This is a genomic window from Aerococcus kribbianus (genome assembly GCF_026805545.1).
Taxonomy (GTDB): Bacteria; Bacillota; Bacilli; order Lactobacillales; family Aerococcaceae; genus Aerococcus; species Aerococcus kribbianus.
Map to the genome: position 1 here is coordinate 741925 of NZ_JAPRFR010000001.1, position 19537 is coordinate 761461.

General features: G+C 39.7%; 18 protein-coding genes. 6 read left to right on the forward strand and 12 right to left on the reverse strand.

Translation table 11 applies throughout. The features are described 5' to 3' along the window. Positions 1-199 precede the first annotated feature (199 nt). From OW157_RS03490 to OW157_RS03545, 12 genes are all read right to left on the reverse strand, one after another. Positions 200-1045: a class A sortase gene (locus OW157_RS03490; RefSeq protein WP_268751947.1), complete on the reverse strand. Its 846-nt coding sequence runs from the start codon at positions 1043-1045 to the stop codon at positions 200-202. A 138-nt stretch (positions 1046-1183) separates the two neighbouring features. Then, positions 1184-2113: a 2-keto-3-deoxygluconate permease gene (locus tag OW157_RS03495; RefSeq protein ID WP_268751948.1), complete on the reverse strand. Its 930-nt coding sequence runs from the start codon at positions 2111-2113 to the stop codon at positions 1184-1186. Between the two features lie 222 nt (positions 2114-2335). Continuing rightward, positions 2336-3340 (reverse strand): sugar kinase, encoded by a 1005-nt coding sequence (locus OW157_RS03500; protein WP_268751949.1) that lies wholly within the window; start codon positions 3338-3340, stop codon positions 2336-2338. Between the two features lie 86 nt (positions 3341-3426). Continuing rightward, a complete protein-coding gene (locus tag OW157_RS03505) occupies positions 3427-4506 on the reverse strand; it encodes a Gfo/Idh/MocA family protein (RefSeq protein ID WP_268751950.1) in 1080 nt (359 codons plus the stop codon). Positions 4507-4524: 18 nt separating this feature from the next. Continuing rightward, positions 4525-5394, reverse strand: a complete 870-nt coding sequence (locus OW157_RS03510) for a sugar phosphate isomerase/epimerase family protein (protein WP_268751951.1) — start codon at positions 5392-5394, stop codon at positions 4525-4527. A gap of 1 nt (position 5395) precedes the next feature. Next, positions 5396-6418, reverse strand: coding sequence for a Gfo/Idh/MocA family protein (locus OW157_RS03515; RefSeq protein ID WP_268751952.1), 1023 nt, complete (start codon positions 6416-6418; stop codon positions 5396-5398). Positions 6419-6454: 36 nt separating this feature from the next. Then, positions 6455-7618: a Gfo/Idh/MocA family protein gene (locus OW157_RS03520; RefSeq protein WP_268751953.1), complete on the reverse strand. Its 1164-nt coding sequence runs from the start codon at positions 7616-7618 to the stop codon at positions 6455-6457. 212 nt (positions 7619-7830) lie between these two features. Beyond that, positions 7831-8601, reverse strand: a complete 771-nt coding sequence (locus OW157_RS03525) for an IclR family transcriptional regulator (protein ID WP_268751954.1) — start codon at positions 8599-8601, stop codon at positions 7831-7833. Between the two features lie 17 nt (positions 8602-8618). Further along, on the reverse strand, positions 8619-8972 hold the full coding sequence (locus OW157_RS03530; protein WP_268751955.1) for a Spx/MgsR family RNA polymerase-binding regulatory protein: 354 nt from the start codon (positions 8970-8972) through the stop codon (positions 8619-8621). 394 nt (positions 8973-9366) lie between these two features. Further along, a complete protein-coding gene (fghA, locus tag OW157_RS03535) occupies positions 9367-10206 on the reverse strand; it encodes an S-formylglutathione hydrolase (RefSeq protein ID WP_268751956.1) in 840 nt (279 codons plus the stop codon). Beyond that, a complete protein-coding gene (locus tag OW157_RS03540; protein ID WP_268751957.1) occupies positions 10199-11323 on the reverse strand; it encodes a zinc-binding dehydrogenase in 1125 nt (374 codons plus the stop codon). Before OW157_RS03540 ends, fghA begins: the two co-directional genes overlap by 8 nt. Positions 11324-11532: 209 nt before the next feature. Further along, positions 11533-12399 carry a DegV family protein gene (locus OW157_RS03545; RefSeq protein ID WP_268751958.1) on the reverse strand — a complete coding sequence of 289 codons (867 nt, stop codon included), beginning with the start codon at positions 12397-12399 and terminating at the stop codon, positions 11533-11535. 212 nt (positions 12400-12611) lie between these two features. On the opposite strand from OW157_RS03545, the gene OW157_RS03550 reads away from it, so the two are divergent. The 6 genes from OW157_RS03550 to deoB all read left to right on the forward strand — a co-directional run bounded on the left by OW157_RS03550 (position 12612) and on the right by deoB (position 19537). Beyond that, the gene (locus tag OW157_RS03550; protein ID WP_326938034.1) at positions 12612-13964 is read left to right on the forward strand and encodes an FAD-dependent oxidoreductase; all 1353 of its coding nucleotides are present in this window, start codon (positions 12612-12614) and stop codon (positions 13962-13964) included. A 174-nt stretch (positions 13965-14138) separates the two neighbouring features. After that, entirely contained in the window at positions 14139-15080 is a 942-nt protein-coding gene (locus tag OW157_RS03555; protein WP_268751959.1) for a sugar-binding transcriptional regulator, read from the forward strand. A gap of 93 nt (positions 15081-15173) precedes the next feature. Then, positions 15174-15815 carry a deoxyribose-phosphate aldolase gene (gene deoC / locus OW157_RS03560; protein ID WP_268751960.1) on the forward strand — a complete coding sequence of 214 codons (642 nt, stop codon included), beginning with the start codon at positions 15174-15176 and terminating at the stop codon, positions 15813-15815. 15 nt (positions 15816-15830) lie between these two features. Further along, positions 15831-17006, forward strand: a complete 1176-nt coding sequence (locus tag OW157_RS03565; RefSeq protein WP_268751961.1) for a NupC/NupG family nucleoside CNT transporter — start codon at positions 15831-15833, stop codon at positions 17004-17006. A 31-nt stretch (positions 17007-17037) separates the two neighbouring features. After that, complete coding sequence (locus tag OW157_RS03570; RefSeq protein WP_268751962.1) at positions 17038-18336, forward strand: pyrimidine-nucleoside phosphorylase; 1299 nt, start codon at positions 17038-17040, stop codon at positions 18334-18336. A 22-nt stretch (positions 18337-18358) separates the two neighbouring features. Then, positions 18359-19537: a phosphopentomutase gene (deoB, locus tag OW157_RS03575; RefSeq protein ID WP_268751963.1), complete on the forward strand. Its 1179-nt coding sequence runs from the start codon at positions 18359-18361 to the stop codon at positions 19535-19537.

The window sequence follows — 19537 nt, forward strand, 5'->3', positions numbered from 1 at the left end:
TCCACTTCTGTCATTATTATCCTTTATTGATAACAAGTCAATTAAAAAGTAATTATAAAACGATGGTAAAAATTCTAACAAAACACAATTTTTATTGCATTTATTGCAAAACTCTATGTCTCCTTGCATTGGTCAAATTTTGAGCGCACAAAAAAGACCCTTCTTGATGAGAAGAGTCTTTAGTAAAAGCTTATGTTGCTTACTCTTGGGCTTCTAATTCATTACGTTCAGCCCATTGATTGTCCTTGTATTGGTCAAAACTATAATTGCCATCTTTACTTGGATTATTTGTCTCAAATTCAGCCTTTTCTTCTTCCGAATCCCAATTAAAATCTTTCACATTCATCTTCTCAGGTGCATAATTTGTTTCATTGACCAAAACACCAAAGACAAAATAACGGTCATCATCACCATTGTAATAACGTTGAGGGAAGAAACAATTCATAATTGAGATAATCGGTTGTCCATATTCTTCTTGAGCATAGTCATCAGTAATAAGATAAGCCGCATTGGGCTCAACCACATCATTGGCTACTGCCACATATTCGTAGATTTTATCTTTATCAGTGATACGAATGACATCACCCGATTTCACCCAATCTAGACGGTAGAGCAAGTGCCCGTTCCAATCATAGTGACCAGCAATGGGATAATTGCCTTGCCCCATTACTTGGTCAGGTCGCATAGTCCCTACACCAGCATAAAGGACTGGTTCTGAAACCCCTTTGAAAAGGGTCATATTAATTTCACTTTGTGGGATGACCATCTGCCCAATAATTAGGCTTGGATCCATTTCAACTGAATCAATGTAAGCAGAAGTAGGATTAATATTCTCCACTGCATCGAAGTCGAAAACAGCATCGTCAGAAGTCTTATTTTCTTTAATTTCTTCTGCAGTGACTTGGTCAACTGCTTCTTGCGATTCATTCACACTACGCGCAATTTGCGGGTTAGGTAAGAAATTAATCGCTATAATCACAATCCCAACTAGGATGAGCAAAGCTCCAAGTAATTTTCGCAATGAAAACTTCCGCTTCCTTGCCATATTTATCACCTACTTCACTAACTTATCGGTTATTTCACTAGTAAATAGTATAACTATTTTTATTATAAAGCAAAGTGAACCAACTTCCAAGATAGGTAACTGAAGGCTAGCTTAATTTTATAAAAAATTAAAAGCCTATTAGTTTTTGTGAGCAGAATGATACACCTTGCCAACAATCATCGGTCCAAGCACCGCCGTGATAACGACTCCCATCAAAACTTGCGAGGCAGCAGATGTCACGTATTCCATTAATTCTGGATAGATTTCTCCTAAAATAACCGCTGTAGAAACCGATAAACCAGACACTGAAATTAAACCGGCCCCTACCACACCATCATTTTTAAGCACTTGTTTATCAATAAAAATATAAACAAAACTGACCAGTATAAAAACAAGCGTCAAAAGTGCGCCTGACAGTCCTGACTTAAAGGCTTCAACAAGATTTAAACCATAACCTAAATTCCAACCCATCAATGATAAGAGCGGAGACACTGCCGGCATGAAGAATGTTTTGATGTCACTATCAAGATTGCCTAAAACCATACCAACCAACATTGGTAATAGGGTCGACCATACTGGCATCCAATCCATGCCACCACCACCGGCAATGCCATATACCAACATCGGCACAGCAGGAATAGCAAACAAGGATGTTAAACCATAAACTGCCACATCTTGATCATTCCCATATTGTTTCATCACAGAAATATAAATGGCAGGGTTAATAGTAGCAATCATAATAGTAAAAGCCATTGCATTGATTCCCAAAATACCCGCTTGTCCAAATAAAAACATATAAAGCAGACTTAGGGCAATCGAAATTGCTAATTTAGCCAACAATAGAACCCCTTGTCGTTTAGCAGCATAACCGATATTTTTAAGATCAATTCCTACACCAGAGCAAAAACAAACAGCCCCAATTATAGCTGTAGTTCCAGAACCCCCAAAAATATGTTCTGTTAATCCTCCTATTTGAAACAAGTTAGGCGCCAAAGTATAAATCAAAGCACTAAGTAACATAGGAACTAAAAACGTACCCGCGGGAATTTTTTCAATTCGTTTTAACATATCTTCCCCTCCTAAATTAATTTACCTAATAATAGCATAGATGTAAGCGCATTAATAGTATTTTGTGAATTGATTTACAAAAAGCAATTTTTATCATTCAATCAAAAAATGAAAGAGATAAAAAAGCATAGAAGCTGAGAACTTTGTCCCAGCCTCTATGCTTTAAAAAAATATACATTTTTCCGATACGCTTTGTCCTTTGACACAATTAACAGTCATCTTTTATCGTAAAACATTTTCTGAATTTGACATAAAACGCTCAATTTCATTGCGTCTAAAGAGATTAATATCCCCATAAATCGTATGTTGCAAGGCTGCAGCAGCCATAGCAAATTCAGGAATATTAGCATCTTCCTTCTCTAATAAAATACCGTCTAATATACCCGCAGTATAGCTATCACCAGACCCAACTCGATCAACAATGGTTTCCAAGTCATATTCCCCTGACATATACATCGTATGCGTTTGACAGTTATAGAGATAACCAATCATTTCAAAAGAATTAGGTGTTAGGGCGTGGCGATGGGTACCGAAAATATAGTTAAGGTTAGGGTATTCTTGGGCTAGTGCATCTAAATAGAAACGTTCATCCTGGCCTTCAACTTCGTCAATACCGAAGAAGGCAATGGCATCTCGTTGGCTAGCAGATAAGTAATCAACATATGGTAAAATAGCTTGATAAGCAGGAATGGCTTCATCATAAGTCCACATGGTTGACCGATAGTTCATATCAAAACTTACTTTGATTCCACGTTCCTTAGCTGCTTGAACTAGCTCAACCCCAAATTCATGCCAGAAGTCTGACAAGGCTACCGTAATACCTGTAATATGGAAAACAGAAACATCAGAAAAGAGTTGGTCTAAATCCCACTCATTACGTTCCATCATAGAAATTGCGGAATATTTACGGTCATAAATGACATTCGATGGCCGCAACCCGGTCCCTACTTCAACATAATATGATCCTAAACGTCCCTGGCCATAAATGACCTTGTCGCAATTAACGCGTTTTCCATACAACTGAATCATAGAATTCTCAGCCAAGCTGTTATTAAGCGGTAACTTGGTAGCGTACTCGACATCATGGTCTAACATAGCCAAATTCATTGCCACATTAGCTTCTGCACCCCCATAATGCAATTGCAAACTAGTTGAATTCATTAATCGTTGGCCAAAAGGTGAAGTCATACGTGCTAAACTTTCACCCAGAGTTAAGATTTTACCCATAGAGGTCCCCTTCCAAATTAACAGGTGGGCCTATTTGTCCCACCTGTCGCTTGTATTCATAATTAGTATAACAAAAACGCTAGACTTTAGTGTATTTTATTGGCTTGCGCCTGAGCTTGTAGACATAGTTCTTGGGCTTTGAAGATATGCTCTTGCGTCATGGCCTTATCAGTCCGATTAATACAATCTAAAATCATTTGACCGAAGAATGGGAAACCAACTTCTCCATTAACTGCATAATGATGTTCACCTTCTTGATCCACAACATAAACGTGGTCACCTTGCTCATCACGAGCAAGATCTAGATATTTACGGATTTCAATGGATCCCTTTGTCCCAGTGATAAAGGTCCGTCCGTCACCCCAAGTTGACAAGCCATCTGGTGTAAACCAATGAACCTTGAAGAAGAAACTGGCACCATTTTCACCAACCACCACAGCATCACCATAATCATCTAAGTCTGGTGTATCTGCATTGGCATAGTTAGCAATTTGACTATGAACAACTTGGGCCTCTTCATTACCAGTAAAGTGTAAAAACTGTTCGATTTGGTGACTACCAATATCTGTTAAAATCCCTCCGTATTGTTCCCGGTCAAAGAACCAATCAGGGCGCTTTTCCTTGTCTAGACGATGGGGACCAAAGCCAGTGACTTGAATGACATCCCCAATTCGACCCGATTTTATAATTTGATCAGCATAGACAGCCCCTTCAACATGTAACCGTTCGCTAAAGTATACCCAGTACTTTTGCTTGGTTTCTGCAACTACACGTTTGGTTTCTTCTAGTTGCTCTAAACTAGTAAACCCAGTTTTATCAGTAAAGTAATCTTTACCCGCTTCCATCACACGATTTCCTAAGGCTGACCGCCGATTAGGAATAGCCGCAGCTGCGACTAATTGAATTTCAGGATCTGCTAATACAGCCTCTAAACTATCCGCCACTTCAACTTGTGGGAAGCTTTCTTTATATTCTGCGACTTTTTGGGGATCGGGATCATAGACATACTTCAATGTTGCGCCTGCTTCTTGCAAACCATTGGACATACCATAAATATGACCATGGTCCAAGGCAACAACTGCTACGTTAAACTCACCATCTGCCACAACCTTCTCTGTCTTAGCAGCTGAAGGTGCATAATTCATCCCGTCTTTTTTCTCAACCATTGTGAGCCTCCTATTTCTTTAGAATAAGTCTTCGTAACCTAGAGCGATAAGATGATCACGTGAGTCAGCTAAACAATCGAATGGATCGCGACCATATAGCATATCTTGTTCCACTAATAAATAACGTACTCCTGTATCCAAGGCTTTCTCGATAATTGGTTTATAATCCATTGATCCTTGACCAAGCTCAGCAAACTCAATAATATTAGTGAAAGCTTGGTAGAAGGTCATTACATCCTCTTCTTCTAAGGCTTGGAAAGCCTCTTCAGGAATTTCTCCAATGCGGTAATCTTTTAGGTGAACCAAAGCAGTACGACCAGCATGTTTATCTAACACATCAATAGGGTTAGCACCACCCCGTTGCACCCAATGGAGGTCAACTTCAAATCCTAATTCAGGACACTCTTCAGCAATAATATCCAAAAGGAATTTCCCATCGTATTTACGGAATTCCACGTGGTGGTTGTGGTAGTAAAGGTCAATCCCATGCTCTTTCAAGTCTTTAGCATATTTATTCGCTTGACGAGTAAAATCTAACACTGTTTCTAAATTACGCATATTAGGGAAAGGCAACATACCAATTCTTAATAAATCAACACCCAATGTTTTACAATCGGCAACAATTTTATCAAATTGTGTTTCTAGATCATCATTACCGCCCCCAGCACCGTCGTTGGATACCACGCAAGATAAGGAAGCAATATCTAAATCAAAATCCTCTTTGGCTTGTTTGATTTCCTGAACATTTTCTGGTGTCATTGGAATTTGCGAAATTTCTACGGCATGGTAGCCTAATTCAACAATTTTCTTCAAGGTTTGGTAAGGGCCTAATTCCTCAAACTTTTCCTTTAACATCATCGCTTGTACACCAATTTTGGCTTCTACCATATTATAGCAACTCCTTTGCATTCACTTTTTGGTTGGATTGGCTAGATTGTTTCAATAAATCGATCATCATCATGGATGGCAAAGCATCCGCTACAGAAATATAATCCTCATTATTATTAATTATAGCCTCATATAAGGCTTGAATGGCCAACTTATGTCCCATACCATAATAAGATTTTGAGGAAGGGAAAATATCATCTTGGCAAATTAAATGCCCTTGTCCATACTTGTCAGCATAGTAGTATAGCGCATTATCTGAAATGACGTAGCGCCCTTCATTAGTCACTACTTCCACTAAAACAGTTGAGTTTTCTTGGTAAGCATTGGTGGCATAATAAATGCCATGGACATCATTAGTAAATGTGAAGTCTGCAGTTGCTGTATCTTCAACCTCAATCGCATAATCCGTTAATTGTATTAACTTCCCTTTACTAGCGACTAGTTCTTGACCAGTAAACCACTGCATCAAATCTAGAGTATGGATGGATTGATTGGCAATAGTTCCTCCGCCAGCTTGGTCCCAACGTCCTCGCCAAGGCTCAGCCTCATAGTAAGATTCTGGTCTAAACCAAGTAACAATTCCCTTGACCATTAAAACACGACCATTATCCTCTGATACTAATTTTTTTAAACGGTGATGAAGCTCTTGACTGGTTTTGTTGTAACGATTTTGAAAGGAAACCGCCACCTTACTGTCATGACTTTCAACATAATCTGCTAGTTCACGGCCTTCTTGGTAGGACATGGCGAGAGGTTTTTCTAAATAAACATGGACACCATGATCAATACAAGTTTTAGCAGCGGGAACATGTAAATAGTGAGGCAAGCAAATATGGACAACATCCAAGTTTTCTTGGTCTAACATTTCCTCCATATCAGTATAGAAAGGCAAGTCAGGGTAGTCGTTTTGTGTGGCTGGGTTGATATCACAAACCGCTACAATTTCAGCTAGACCGGTCGCCTCTATAGCTAAATGATGGATGTAGGATATGGTCCCTAGACCGATAATACCAACTTTTAACATTAGACTACCTCCTTGATCCAGTTATAGTGATTCAACCTAACGTGTTTCATATTTGCCTTCTTCGGCAATTCGTTTATTTAATTCTTCTAAATATTGGTTGTCATCGAAGTCTACTAGGCTAACTTCTTGATTTGTCCAGTCTGATAAATGGATGGCATTGGCAAGACGCACACCATTAATTCCTTCAGAACCTGGAGCAAGTAATGGTTCACCATCTAAAATGTGGGCTGCGAAGTTTTCTAATACACCCGCATGTTGGCCACCCCATTGTGATTCAGCAGAGAATTCTTCTACTTGATAGATTTCATTAATATCCATTTGCCCCATGAACAATGATTTTACCCCTTCAAAGTCCATTTCTTTGTTGAGGTCATTTTCAGATTTAGTCATGCGGTAAACTTTAACTTTTTGAGAGTCTTCTACCACAATTTTACCCTTATCTCCTAAAATTTCTAAACGGTCAGTACCGATTAGGTCATGGGTACAAGTAACGAATGTCCCAGTGGCACCATTACCATAATCTAAAACGGCAGTCACTTCATCTTCAACGACAATATCGCGTTGGTAACCATATTTCACCTTGCCATAAACCGCTTCTGGTACACCTGCAATCCATTGAATTAAGTCCAATTGGTGAGGTGCTTGGTTGACAAGGACACCGCCACCTTCACCGCCCCAAGTCGCGCGCCAATCACTCATATCATAGTAGGCTTGTGGACGCCACCAAGTTGTAATAATCCAGTTGGTACGACGGATATCACCAATTTCACCATTGTCAACAATTTCTTTAATCCGTTTGTATAATGGATTATTCCGTTGGTTGAACATAATCGCATAGGTTAAATCATCATGTTTGCTAGCAAAATCATTCAATTCTTTGACTTGCTTAGTGTATACCCCAGCAGGTTTCTCATTTAACACATGAATACCATTTTCCAAGGCAAACATTGCCATTTCTGGGTGAAGGTAGTGAGGAACTGTGGTAATAATGGCATCAACATCGCCACTCTTAACCATTTCCTTATAATCACGATAGATTGTCACTTCTGGGTGAACTTCTTTAATGCGGGCATCTTTAGCAGAATCAATTTCAGTGACAGCCCCTACTTCCATATTGCTAACTTGGCCTTTTGCTAATAGATCACCATAGAAACCACCTTGTTGACCATAACCAATAATTCCTAAACGTAACTTATTCATATGAACCTCCTATTTTCTCAAAAAGAAACAATAAACCGTTTACAACATCAACACCTTAATTATAAGAATGTTGAAATCGCTTTACAAGAGCTTTTGCCTATTTTTTGTTTCTAAAAAAGAAAACAGCTTTCCTAATAGGAAAGCTGTTAACAAATTGCAATCTATAATGTCAGAAAATGCAAGTTGCTTGGGAATTTGCATTTTTGGTGATTTTAAATTTCAGTGAGTTGATATTCAATGACGGCCTTGGCCTTCTGCAATTCGCCAATCAAGGCTTCGAAACGTTTAGTTGTTAGCTGATCATAAGGAATTGAAATGCTAAAAGCATAGCGAGACAAAGCCTGGCTATCTCCCATTGTCGTTCCAATACAAAAAATATTATCTTCTGCTTCGCGATTATCGGTAGCGTAACCATTTCGTCGGGCAATAGCAATTTGCCGACGAATAATTTCCGGTTGAATAATGGTATAATCTGTCCGTTTTTCTAAATGACTATTCTCTAAATAGCCTTCTATATAATCATCTTCTTGAGCTGCCAACAAAGCCTTCCCCATGGCTGAACAATAGAGGTCTTCGCGAAAACCTATCCTTGATTGGGTTACATGCCGATTAACAGCGGGAGTAAACTTGTTAACATAAAGAACACTTTTTTCTTGTAACATACCCATATTAACTGTGGCATCTACCTTTTGAAATAAACGGTATAAAATCGGATAGCTTTCTCGTAGGAGATCAAATTGAATAAAGGCGGCGTTGGCTAACTGCAGTAAACGAGGACCTAAGGCATAAGTCTTGTCCCCCATATTTTTACGGACAAAACCTAAAATTTCTAAAGTATCCAAAATTTTATTGGTGGTGGACATCGTTAACTGGCATTCCACTGCAATATTGGTCATTGATTGCGGACTTTGCGTTTGCGATAAATAATCGAGAATGCGCACCGCTTTCACCAAAACCCCGCCATAAGGTTTATTCGCCTGCATAGCGCTCCTCCTTACCACTAATTGGCTAAATTTTGCCAAACATTAATGTCTGAACCAATAGTATATTGATCTTGTCCAATAATCAATGGACGTTTCACTAGCATACCATCTTGGTGAAGCAGGTTTACCTTATCTTCTAAGGTTAAATCTGCCCATTTATTCGCTAAATCTAGTTCCCGATAAAGCTGACCAGAAGTATTAAATAATCGACGTGAATCTTCCCCTTCCTGATCAATCAAAGCTCTCAAGCTTTCTTTGCTGGGAGTTTCTTCTTTTAGATTATAGTATTGATAGTCAAGTCCCCATTCATTAAGCTGTTTTTCTGCTTTTTTACAAGTGGTACAATTAGGGATGCCATAAAACGCTAACATAATACTTTCCTCATTTCTTTTTCATTTTAAATAGCAAAAGGGTGCGATGAAAAGCGGTAGGACGGAATCGTTGGAGCAAAAGACTGCAGATAGCGACTAGCTATCAAAGACTCTTGGGAAAGGCAGTCTGTTCTGACTTTTGGAGCCCGACTAAAAGGATGAGATGAAAAACATATAACTGGAATAAATTGAAGAGGCTGGGACTTTTGTCCCGGCCTCATTTCAATCATTTGGTCAGACTACTATCAGTTGCTGTCTCCTAAGTCCTCTTCATACATATTTCTAGACAAGTATCTAAAAAGTTTATATTTCTAGCAAAATAAATCAGCCATAATTATAATAACTTAAATTTATTTTAGCATAGACAAAGCCTAAAATAAAAAACGTTCTGGCCTTAAATATTGTCTCTTAGATGATCGTGATGAAAGGCTAAATGCTGACCAATAAAACTTGCAATCGTATAGTAGGAATGATCATAAGCTTCTTCCTTATTATAAGTCACTTGATGGTTATGCTGATTGGCTGCAGATAAAAAGGCTTCTTCTGTTAATTGATTAGGATAGAACTCATCTGCAGTACCTTGAGTAATTAGCATAGGAGGTACTTTTTCCTGATCTAATAGGTAAATAGGATCATAAGTCTGCCATTGATGATGATTGTCCCCCAAATAATTACTGAAGGCTTTTTTACCCCATTCTACCTGACTAGGATTGGTAATCGGAGCAAAGGCAGAGACTGATTGAAAACGTTCCGGTTGGCGCAAAGCAAGCATCAGCGCACCATAACCTCCCATAGAATGCCCCATAATAGCTTCTTGGCCAGAAAAATTAGGGATTAGTGACTTCACTAATTCAGGCAACTCCTGACTAAGGTAGGTATACATAAGATAGTTTTGCGACCAGGGTTCTTGACTAGCATCTAAGTAAAAACTTGCCCCTTGCCCTAAGTCATAGGCGTCATCATCAGGAACCCCTTCGCCGCGTGGTGAGGTATCAGGAATTACAATGGCTTGTTGATTGGCTTGAGCATAGGCTTGAAAGCCTCCTTTAGTGGCAAAGTTTTGGTCATCACAAGTTAAACCTGATAGCCACCAAATTAAAGGGATTGTTTGCTTGTTGTCTAGCTTAGGTAAAAACAGAGTAAAAACCATAGAACATTTTAAGACTTGCGAGTCATGTTGGTAGCGGTACTGATAGCCAGAAAATACTTTCTTTTTCTCTAACTCCTTAAGCATTATTAACCTCCTCGAAAGATAAGATATCACGTAAGGATTGGCCAGCTTCTTGCAAACGGATGGCTTCATTAATGTCTTCAAAGGCCAAGTGGTGGGAAATGAAAGGCTCTAAATCGATTTTCCCGGCTTGATAATCAGCAATGACTTTAGGCAAACCACTGCGTCCTTGGACACCACCAAATGAGGACCCTTTCCACTCACGACCAGTGATTAGTTGGAAAGGACGAGTAGAGATTTTTTCCTGACCAGCAGCTACACCCATAATAACGGATTGACCCCAACCCTTATGTGTCGCTTCTAGACCAGCATTCATCGTGTCAACATGTCCCACACAAACAAAACTGTAATCTACGCCACCATCAGTACATTCAATAATATAGTCTTGCACGGGCTGATCTAATTTACTGGAATTGATAAAGTGAGTTGCCCCAGCTTCTCTAGCCATGGCTTCTTTATCATCATTAATATCAACGGCAATGATTTCTTTAGCATCCAATCGTTTCAACATTTGAATAGCGGCTAAGCCTAAGGTACCTACACCAAAAACAGCAGCACTTGACCCTGGTTGGAACTTGGCATCATTCTTAACTGCCCCCATACCAGTGGTCACTCCACAACCTAGCAAGGCCACTTTATCCTGTGGGGCATCTTCCGGAATCTTAGCCAAAGAAATATCAGCAAGCACTGTGTACTCAGAGAACGTTGATGTCCCCATAAAATGGTAAATGGTTTCGCCTTGATAAGAAAAACGGCTGGTTCCATCTGGCATTACCCCTTCGCCTTGTGTGTCAGCAATGGCAGAACAGAAATTCAACCCCTTCTTACAATATTCGCATTGACCACATTCTGGTTTCCATAAGGGCACCACCTTGTCCCCAACGGAGAAATCTGTAACATCTGGACCTACCTTATAGACGGTTCCTGTCGCTTCATGTCCTAAAATACAAGGAAACTTAGCAGAGGGATCATCTCCTGATAAGGTATAAATATCGGTGTGACACACTGAAGTAAAGTCTATTTTCACCATCACTTCATGAGCCTTAGGATCTTGGACATCCACCTCAACAATTTCTAATGCTTTACCTGGTTCAAAAGCAACTGCAGCACGACTCTTCATCTCATCCACTCCTTTTATTGATAACACTTCTTAATTAGCCTTATTATCGCATATAAAATCGCTTTCTCCAAAGAAAGACGCTAACATTAATCTGTAGAGAAGTAACAACGAAAGTGGCTAGGACAAAAGTCCCAGCCTTATTAGCTAATTATATTGGTGAAATTCAATAACTGGAAAATAAATTAATCAGCTACAGGGAAATATAGCATCTAATCCATTAATGGAAGATAAACGTAGGCTAAGACATCTTCGCCTACTTGAGTCCCGATAACAATAGTTAAATTATCGACAATAATATCCTTGGCTTTTGTAAAGACTTGACGTAATTCTTCTGCTTTGGCTTGAGCCGTCTCAGGGATATTGGTATGAACTACTGCAATACGATAAGCTTGACTTTTTTCCGCAAGTTTTTCAGCAAATAGTTTATCCAATGTCTGGCGGATACGTCGCTTACTTCGAGCCATTTTAAGCGAGTCGATTTGCCCTTGGTCAACTGAAAACACACTACCTACCTTCATGGCTCCTGCCAAACGTCCACCTATATGGCTGATTCGCCCACCTTTAATAAAATTCGTTAGATCATGGACGGCTCCATAAATGACCGTATCGGCTATCAATTGTTTTAATTGAGAAAGAATTTTTTCATTACTTTGACCTTGGTCATACCATTTCAGAATATGTTCTACCATATTCTTCAAACCATAAGAAGAAGTACCTGAATCAACGACGTGAATCTCTAATTGGTCCTCATATTCACCAGCCATCATTTGTCCGGTTTGAAAGGTCCCAGAAATTTTAGAAGCAATTAATACAACAATTACTGAGTCATAACCAGCTGCAATAATGGCTTCAAAGCACTCTGCAAAATTTTGTGGTGAGGGCTGACTAGTTGTTGGGAGTTCTTTGGCTGCGGCCATTTTTTCATAAAAACTGCTTAAGGCCTGGTCGTCCCAAGTATCTGAATAATGACTCCCATCATTAAAGTTAACATTTAAATTGACTTGAAAAACATCTGGATGATCATATAAATTTTGTCCGATATTTGCGGTTGAATCAACAAGAACTGCTCGTTTCATAGCAAACCTCCATTTTGACTTGTTAAATAAGCTAAGCCAATCATATAGGAATAGAATCATTAATTCAAGTAATTATGAAAACTAGATAAATAATATATTAATTATAAACCCCTGATTTCTTTTGAAAATCGCCAATCTTTTAGTCAAATTTTTTGAATATGAAAAGGATTACCGATACAATGGGGCCAGAATACAAATATTAGGAGGAATGAATGATGAAATTTGTTGTTGTAGGAACCTCTCATTACGGCTACGAAGCCACTCAAACCCTATTGAAAGATTATCCTGATGCTGAAATTCATCTATATGAACGTGGTGACAAGGCGAGCTTCCTATCCTGCGGAATTCAAAGCTATTTAGAAGATATCGCTCCTTCATTAGACAGCCTGCATTATGCTAATGAAGACTCTTACCAAAAACAAGGCGTTAATATCCATGTCAATGCAGACGTTGTTGCTTTAGATCCTGAAGCCAAAGAAATTACAGTTGAAACTGCTGACGGTCAAGAAAAACAAAGTTACGATAAACTCTTCCTATCTCCTGGTGCGGTTCCCGCTCCACTACCAGTTCCAGGAACTGACTTAGAAGAAGTTTATTACATGCGTGGTCCTGTTTGGGCTGAAAAAATCAAAACCCGCATGCAAACTGCTAAAAAAGTTGTCGTTGTTGGTGCTGGATATATCGGTTTCGAAGCAGCGGAAAGTTTTGCTAAACAAGGTATTGATACGACATTAATCGAATTCAAAGATCATATCCTGCCAACTTATCTTGATAAAGAAATCACCAATGTCTTAGAAGCCAATGCCCAAGAACATGGTTTGAAACTCCAAATGGGTGAAGGCGTTAGTGAAATTGTTGGTGAAGAAGGTAAAGTATCCAAAGTAAAAACCGATAAAGGCGAATATGAAGCTGACACTGTCATTATTGCTCTAGGCGTTAAACCTAATACTGAATGGTTACAAGGCAGTATCGACCTTGATGATCGTGGCTTTGTAAAAATCGACAAATTCACCCATACTTCTGCAGAGGATGTTTTTGCTGGCGGGGACGCCACTTTTATTCCTTATGGTCCAGACCATGAAGAAAAATCAATTGCTCTAGCAACCAATGCCCGGAAACAAGCAGTTGTATCTGTGAAAAATGCCTTTGAAGATAAGCTCGAAGAACCTGAACTTAATGGTACTTCTGCCCTACCAGTTTTTGATTACACTATCGCTACTACTGGTGTCAACGAAACCACAGCTGGTAGCTTAAATGCGGCTAGCCATTACTATGAGGAAAAACTCTTGCCTGACTTCCGTGGCCAAGAAGAAACCGTCCACATGAAGATTACCTATGACAAAGATAGTCATAAGATTCTTGGCGGACAATTAGCTTCTAAAGCTAATATCACCCACGCCATCAATGCCCTTTCTGTAGCAATTACCGCTGAATGGACCTTAGAACAGTTAGCCCTAGCTGACTTCTTCTTCCAACCAGGCTTTGACCGTCCATGGCACTTCCTCAATGTTTTAGCTCAACAAGCTTTGGGTGAAACATTCGGTTCTGACCAAATGATTTTCTAATGACAATTTATTAATAATCATGCTAATTCCCAAGCCCAACTATCACTTATTGGTAGTTGGGTTTTTTTAGTCTTAAATCAAAGGATAACTTGTCTGCAAGGCTGAAAAGGCTTTGCTATTACTAGGTCTAAAAATGTATAATAGATAGTGAATAAAGCATAAGGAAGTGACAAGGTGAATCCAGAACGCTATCAACTAATGGTGCAGGTGGCCCGACTCCACTATACCCACCAAAAAAGTCAACAAGATATTGCCAAGCAGCTTGGCCTTTCAAGGCCCACAATTTCGCGCCTAATCGCTGATGCAATCAAACACAAAATTGTCACCTTTACAATTCACGATGACCAGTCTGATCTCCTAGACTTAGAAAATGACATTCAAGAAAAATATGGCTTAAAAGCCGTTAAAGTTGCCAATGTTGTCAACGAAAATTATGAGTATGTTCTTAATGCGTTGGGACAAACAGCGGCCCAATACATTGAGGCTCTAATCAAGGCTGGTGACATCCTAGGCGTCTCATGGGGACGGACTATCTATCATGTCTCCAAGCATCTTAGTCAAACCCATCTTGAGGATATCCAAGTCGTTCAGCTTAAAGGGGGTGTCAGCCAATCACAACGCAAGACTTATTCCTATGAAACCATTGACCGCTTTGCCCACGCTTTTAATACGGAGCCGGTCTTACTCAATTTACCTGTAATATTTGAAAACCAACATATCAAAGACACTATCCTATCAGATAGCCATATCGCCCGTGTCCTAAACTTGGCTCAAAAGGCAAATATCGCAGTCTTTACGGTAGGTAGTGTACGTCCTAACGCCTTACTCTTCCAACTCAATTACCTCACTGAAGCGGAAATCACACAACTCCAAACAGAAGGCGTCGGAGACATTTGCTCACGCTTCTATAATGCTCATGGACAAATCGTTAATCAAGAGCTAGATCAACGTACTGTGGGACTTAGCCTAAACGAAATTAAAAATAAGGACCATGCCATATTAGTGGCAGGTGGTCAACATAAACTTGCCGCTATTAAAGGTGCCTTGTCTTCTGGTTTCTGCAATGAATTAATTACGGATAAATACACCGCCAAACAACTATTAGTCAAGGGATAGAAATTTATTTCATAAACTTATTTACAAAATTTCTATACCATGCTATATTAAAGATGTAAGCCCTATCGCTCTTTTTAGGAAAGGATGTTTTTAATGGAAAAACTCAACAAATATATTGATCACACACAGTTACAGGCTGACGCTAGTCAAGCAGATATTGAAAAACTAATTGAAGAAGCCAAAACTTATCACTTCTTCTCTGTCTGCATTCAACCGACATGGGTAAAATATGCTAGCCAAATCCTCAGTGATTCTGACGTCAAGGTTTGTACCGTCATTGGCTTCCCTTTAGGTGCCAATACTAGTGCTACAAAAGCTTTCGAAACCAAGGATGCCATCGAAAACGGTGCTGATGAAATTGACATGGTCATTAACATCGGACAGCTAAAATCAGGTGAAAAAGATGCCGTACAAGCTGATATCCAAGCTGTTGTTGATGCGGCGCAAGGAAAATTAGTCAAAGTAATCATCGAAACTTGCCTATTAAGCAAAGACGAAATTGTCACTGCTTGCGAACTAGCTAAAGCAGCCGGAGCAGACTTCGTTAAAACATCAACTGGCTTCTCAACTGGCGGAGCTAAAGCAGAAGATGTCAAATTAATGAAGGATACTGTGGGCGACGCTCTCCAAGTAAAAGCATCAGGTGGTATTCATACCAAGGAAGAAGCCTTAACTATGATTGAAAATGGGGCTAACCGTTTAGGTATGAGTAAAGGAATTGCTATCATCAACTAGTAAGGAGAAAAGTATATGTTATATCGATTATTATCCGTAGTCGGCATTGTCGCTATTTTAGCGGTTGCCTATTTGTTTTCGAATAATAAAAAACAAATTAAAATTAAACCAATTATTACCATGATTGCTATCCAACTGATTGTTGGTTTCATTCTTTTGCGGACTAGTGCAGGAATTACAGTACTTGGAGGTATCGCCAAAGGATTTGAGCATCTTCTATCTTATGCCACTGAAGGGACCGCCTTCGTATTTGGTGGTTTATTAGAAACTGAAGGCGTCTTTTTCTTTCAATCCTTGATGCCAATCGTCTTTATTTCTGCCCTAATTGGGATTTTAAATTATGTTAAAATCTTGCCCCTTATCATTAAATATGTAGGCTTAGCCATTTCCAAAATTAATGGCATGGGAAAACTAGAGTCCTATGTAGGGGTTGCTTCTATGATTTTGGGACAGACGGAAATCTTTATCTCAATTAAGGATTATATTGCTGATCTTCCTAGACATCGGATGTTTGCCTTAACAGCACCAGCCATGTCATCAGTTTCAATGGGAATTGTGGGATCTTATATGCTTTATTTAGATCCCTCTTATGTGCTTGCTGCCATCCCATTAAACTTGTTTGGGGTATTCGTTATTGAAGGAATTATCTACCCATATGAACTCAGTGAAGAAGAAGATACCTTGGATTTAGATGAAGACGAAAGTCGTTCCTTCTTCGAAGTTCTTTCTGACTATATCACTGATGGATTTAATACGGCTATTGGGGTTGCTGCCCAATTAATTGGATTCACCGCCTTGATTGCATTTATCAACGGAATCTTTGCTAACCTTTTTGGTATTTCCTTCCAAGAGGTTTTGGGTTATATCTTCTCACCAGTGGCCTTTATCTTAGGTGTCCCCTTCAATGAAGCCATTGAAGCAGGTACGATTATTGCCACCAAACTTGTCACTAATGAATTCGTAGCCATGATTGATTTAACTAATCTTGAATTTTCTGAACGTACTCTAGCTATGATGTCTACCTTCTTGATGTCATTTGCTAACTTCTCATCTATTGGAATCATTACTGGTGCTGTTAAATCAATCAACCAAAAACAAGGTAAAACCGTCGCAGCATTTGGTCTTAAACTGTTACTAGGCTCTACCCTAGTTTCTGCCTTAACCGCTGCCGTGGTTGGTATTGTCTTCTAGATTTTGTCACTTCTAGCGAAAGGAGTTTATTATGCGCGCAGTTGATATTATTGAAAAGAAACGTAACGGCCAAGAACTCTCTGATCAAGAAATCACCTGGATCATTGACCAATACATTCAAGGAGAAGTTGCTGACTACCAAATCTCCGCCCTTTTAATGGCGATTTACTTCCAAGGAATGACGGAACATGAAGCTGCCATTTTAACCCAAGCCATGGTTGAGTCTGGTGACCAAATTGACCTGTCAGCAATCGATGGCATCAAAGTTGATAAACACTCTACTGGAGGAGTTGGGGACACCACAACTATCATTTTGGCTCCCCTAGTAGCATCAGTTGGGGCACCCATTGCTAAGATGTCTGGTCGTGGTTTAGGGCACACAGGCGGTACCCTAGACAAATTAGAAGCCATTCCCGGTTTCACAATTGAATTATCTACAGAAGAATTTATCGCTGCCGTTAACCAGCACAAAATTGCTGTAGTAGGGCAAACAGGTAACCTTACCCCTGCCGATAAAAAAATCTATGCCTTACGTGATGTCACCGCAACTGTTAACTCTATTCCACTAATTGCCAGTTCTATCATGAGCAAAAAAATCGCTGCCGGTGCTGATGCGATTGTACTAGATGTTAAGGTTGGATCCGGTGCCTTTATGAAAACAGTTGAGGACGCCAGTCAATTAGGCCAAACCATGGTGGACATCGGTAAAAAGGTTAACCGGGACACTATGGTAGTTGTTTCAGACATGTCCCAACCCCTAGGCAAAGCTATCGGTAACGCCTTAGAAGTTAAGGAAGCCATCGCTACCTTGAAAGGCCAAGGTCCAGATGACCTCACTGAACTCGTATTAACCTTAGGTAGTCAAATGGTGGTCTTAGCTAAAAAAGCTGATACGATTGACGAGGCCAGAAAACTCTTAACCGAGGCCATCGAATCTGGTCAGGCACTAGAAAAACTCAAGGAATTTATTCGTACGCAAAATGGGGACCCTAGTGTTGTTGATCATCCCGACCAGTTGGCGACGGCCAAATATCAAATTGATTTACCTGCTAAAAGTAGTGGTCAAGTAGCTGCTATGGAAGCTGAAAAAATTGGTCTAGCCTCTATGCTACTAGGCGCTGGACGTGCCTCTAAAGACGACACTATTGATATGGCTGTCGGTATTGTTCTCAACAAGAAAATTGGAGATGAGGTCAAAGAAGGTGAAAGTTTACTCACCATCCATGCCAACAATGAAGATGTCGAAGAAGTTAAACAAATCCTTTATGATAACATCACCATTGCTGACCAAGCAGATGTCCCAGAATTAATCTTAAATACTATTCACTAGTGAAAAATCAAGGAGGATTGCCATGTTTAAACGTGTTAATGTAATTGTTTTAGACTCTGTCGGTATTGGAGAAGCCCCTGACGCAGCTGATTTTGGTGACCAAGGAACCCATACACTAGGCCATATTATCGAAAAGAATCCCAATGCTAATTGGCAAAACCTATTAGATTTAGGCTTAGCCAATATTGAAGATTTACCACCGCTCAAAGCAGTGGACCAAACTAAGGCTAACTACGGTAAAATGCAAGAAGTCTCAGTAGGTAAAGACACGATGACTGGCCATTGGGAGATCATGGGGCTTAACATTCAAAAGGCTTTTCAAGTGTTCCCTGAAGGCTTCCCCGAAGATTTTCTCAAAAAAATCGAAGACTATTCTGGACGTAAGGTCATCTGCAATCTGCCTTATTCCGGAACAGAAGTCATTAAAGATTATGGCCAAGAACAATTAGATACTGGTGCCTTAATCATCTACACTTCAGCTGATCCAGTGCTACAAGTCGCTGCCCATGAAGACGTCATTCCACTAGAAGAACTCTATGACATTTGTCAATATATTCGTTCCATTTCCAATGAACCTCCAGTAATGATTGGTCGTATAATCGCTCGTCCGTTTACTGGACAAGCTGGTGCCTTTGAACGGAACAATGGTGGTCGACACGACTACGCTCTAGAACCTTTTGGTAAAACGGTTTTAGACTCTCTTAAAGAAGCAGATTATGATGTCTTATCCGTGGGTAAAATCAACGACATTTTTTCTGGTAATGGTATCACCGAATCCCATCCCACTAAATCAAATTTAGATGGCATTAAAACAACCATTAACCTATTAAAACGTGATGATTGGCAAGGACTCACCTTTACTAATTTGGTGGATTTTGACGCTGTCTATGGCCACCGTCGTGATCCTGAAGGTTATGCCAAGGCCATTGAAGAATTTGACCACTACTTGCCAGATATAATGGCAGAGATTGGAGACGATGATCTATTAATTATCACTGCCGATCACGGCAACGATCCGACTGCTCCTGGGACTGACCATACCCGTGAATATGTTCCCCTCTTAGTTTATAGCCCAAAATTAGCTGGTAACAATTCACTTGGTATCCGGAAGACATATGCCGATATTGCTGCTTCTTTAGCTGATAATTTTGACCTTGATTATGACACCCGTGGCCAATCATTTATGAATGACTTGAAATAA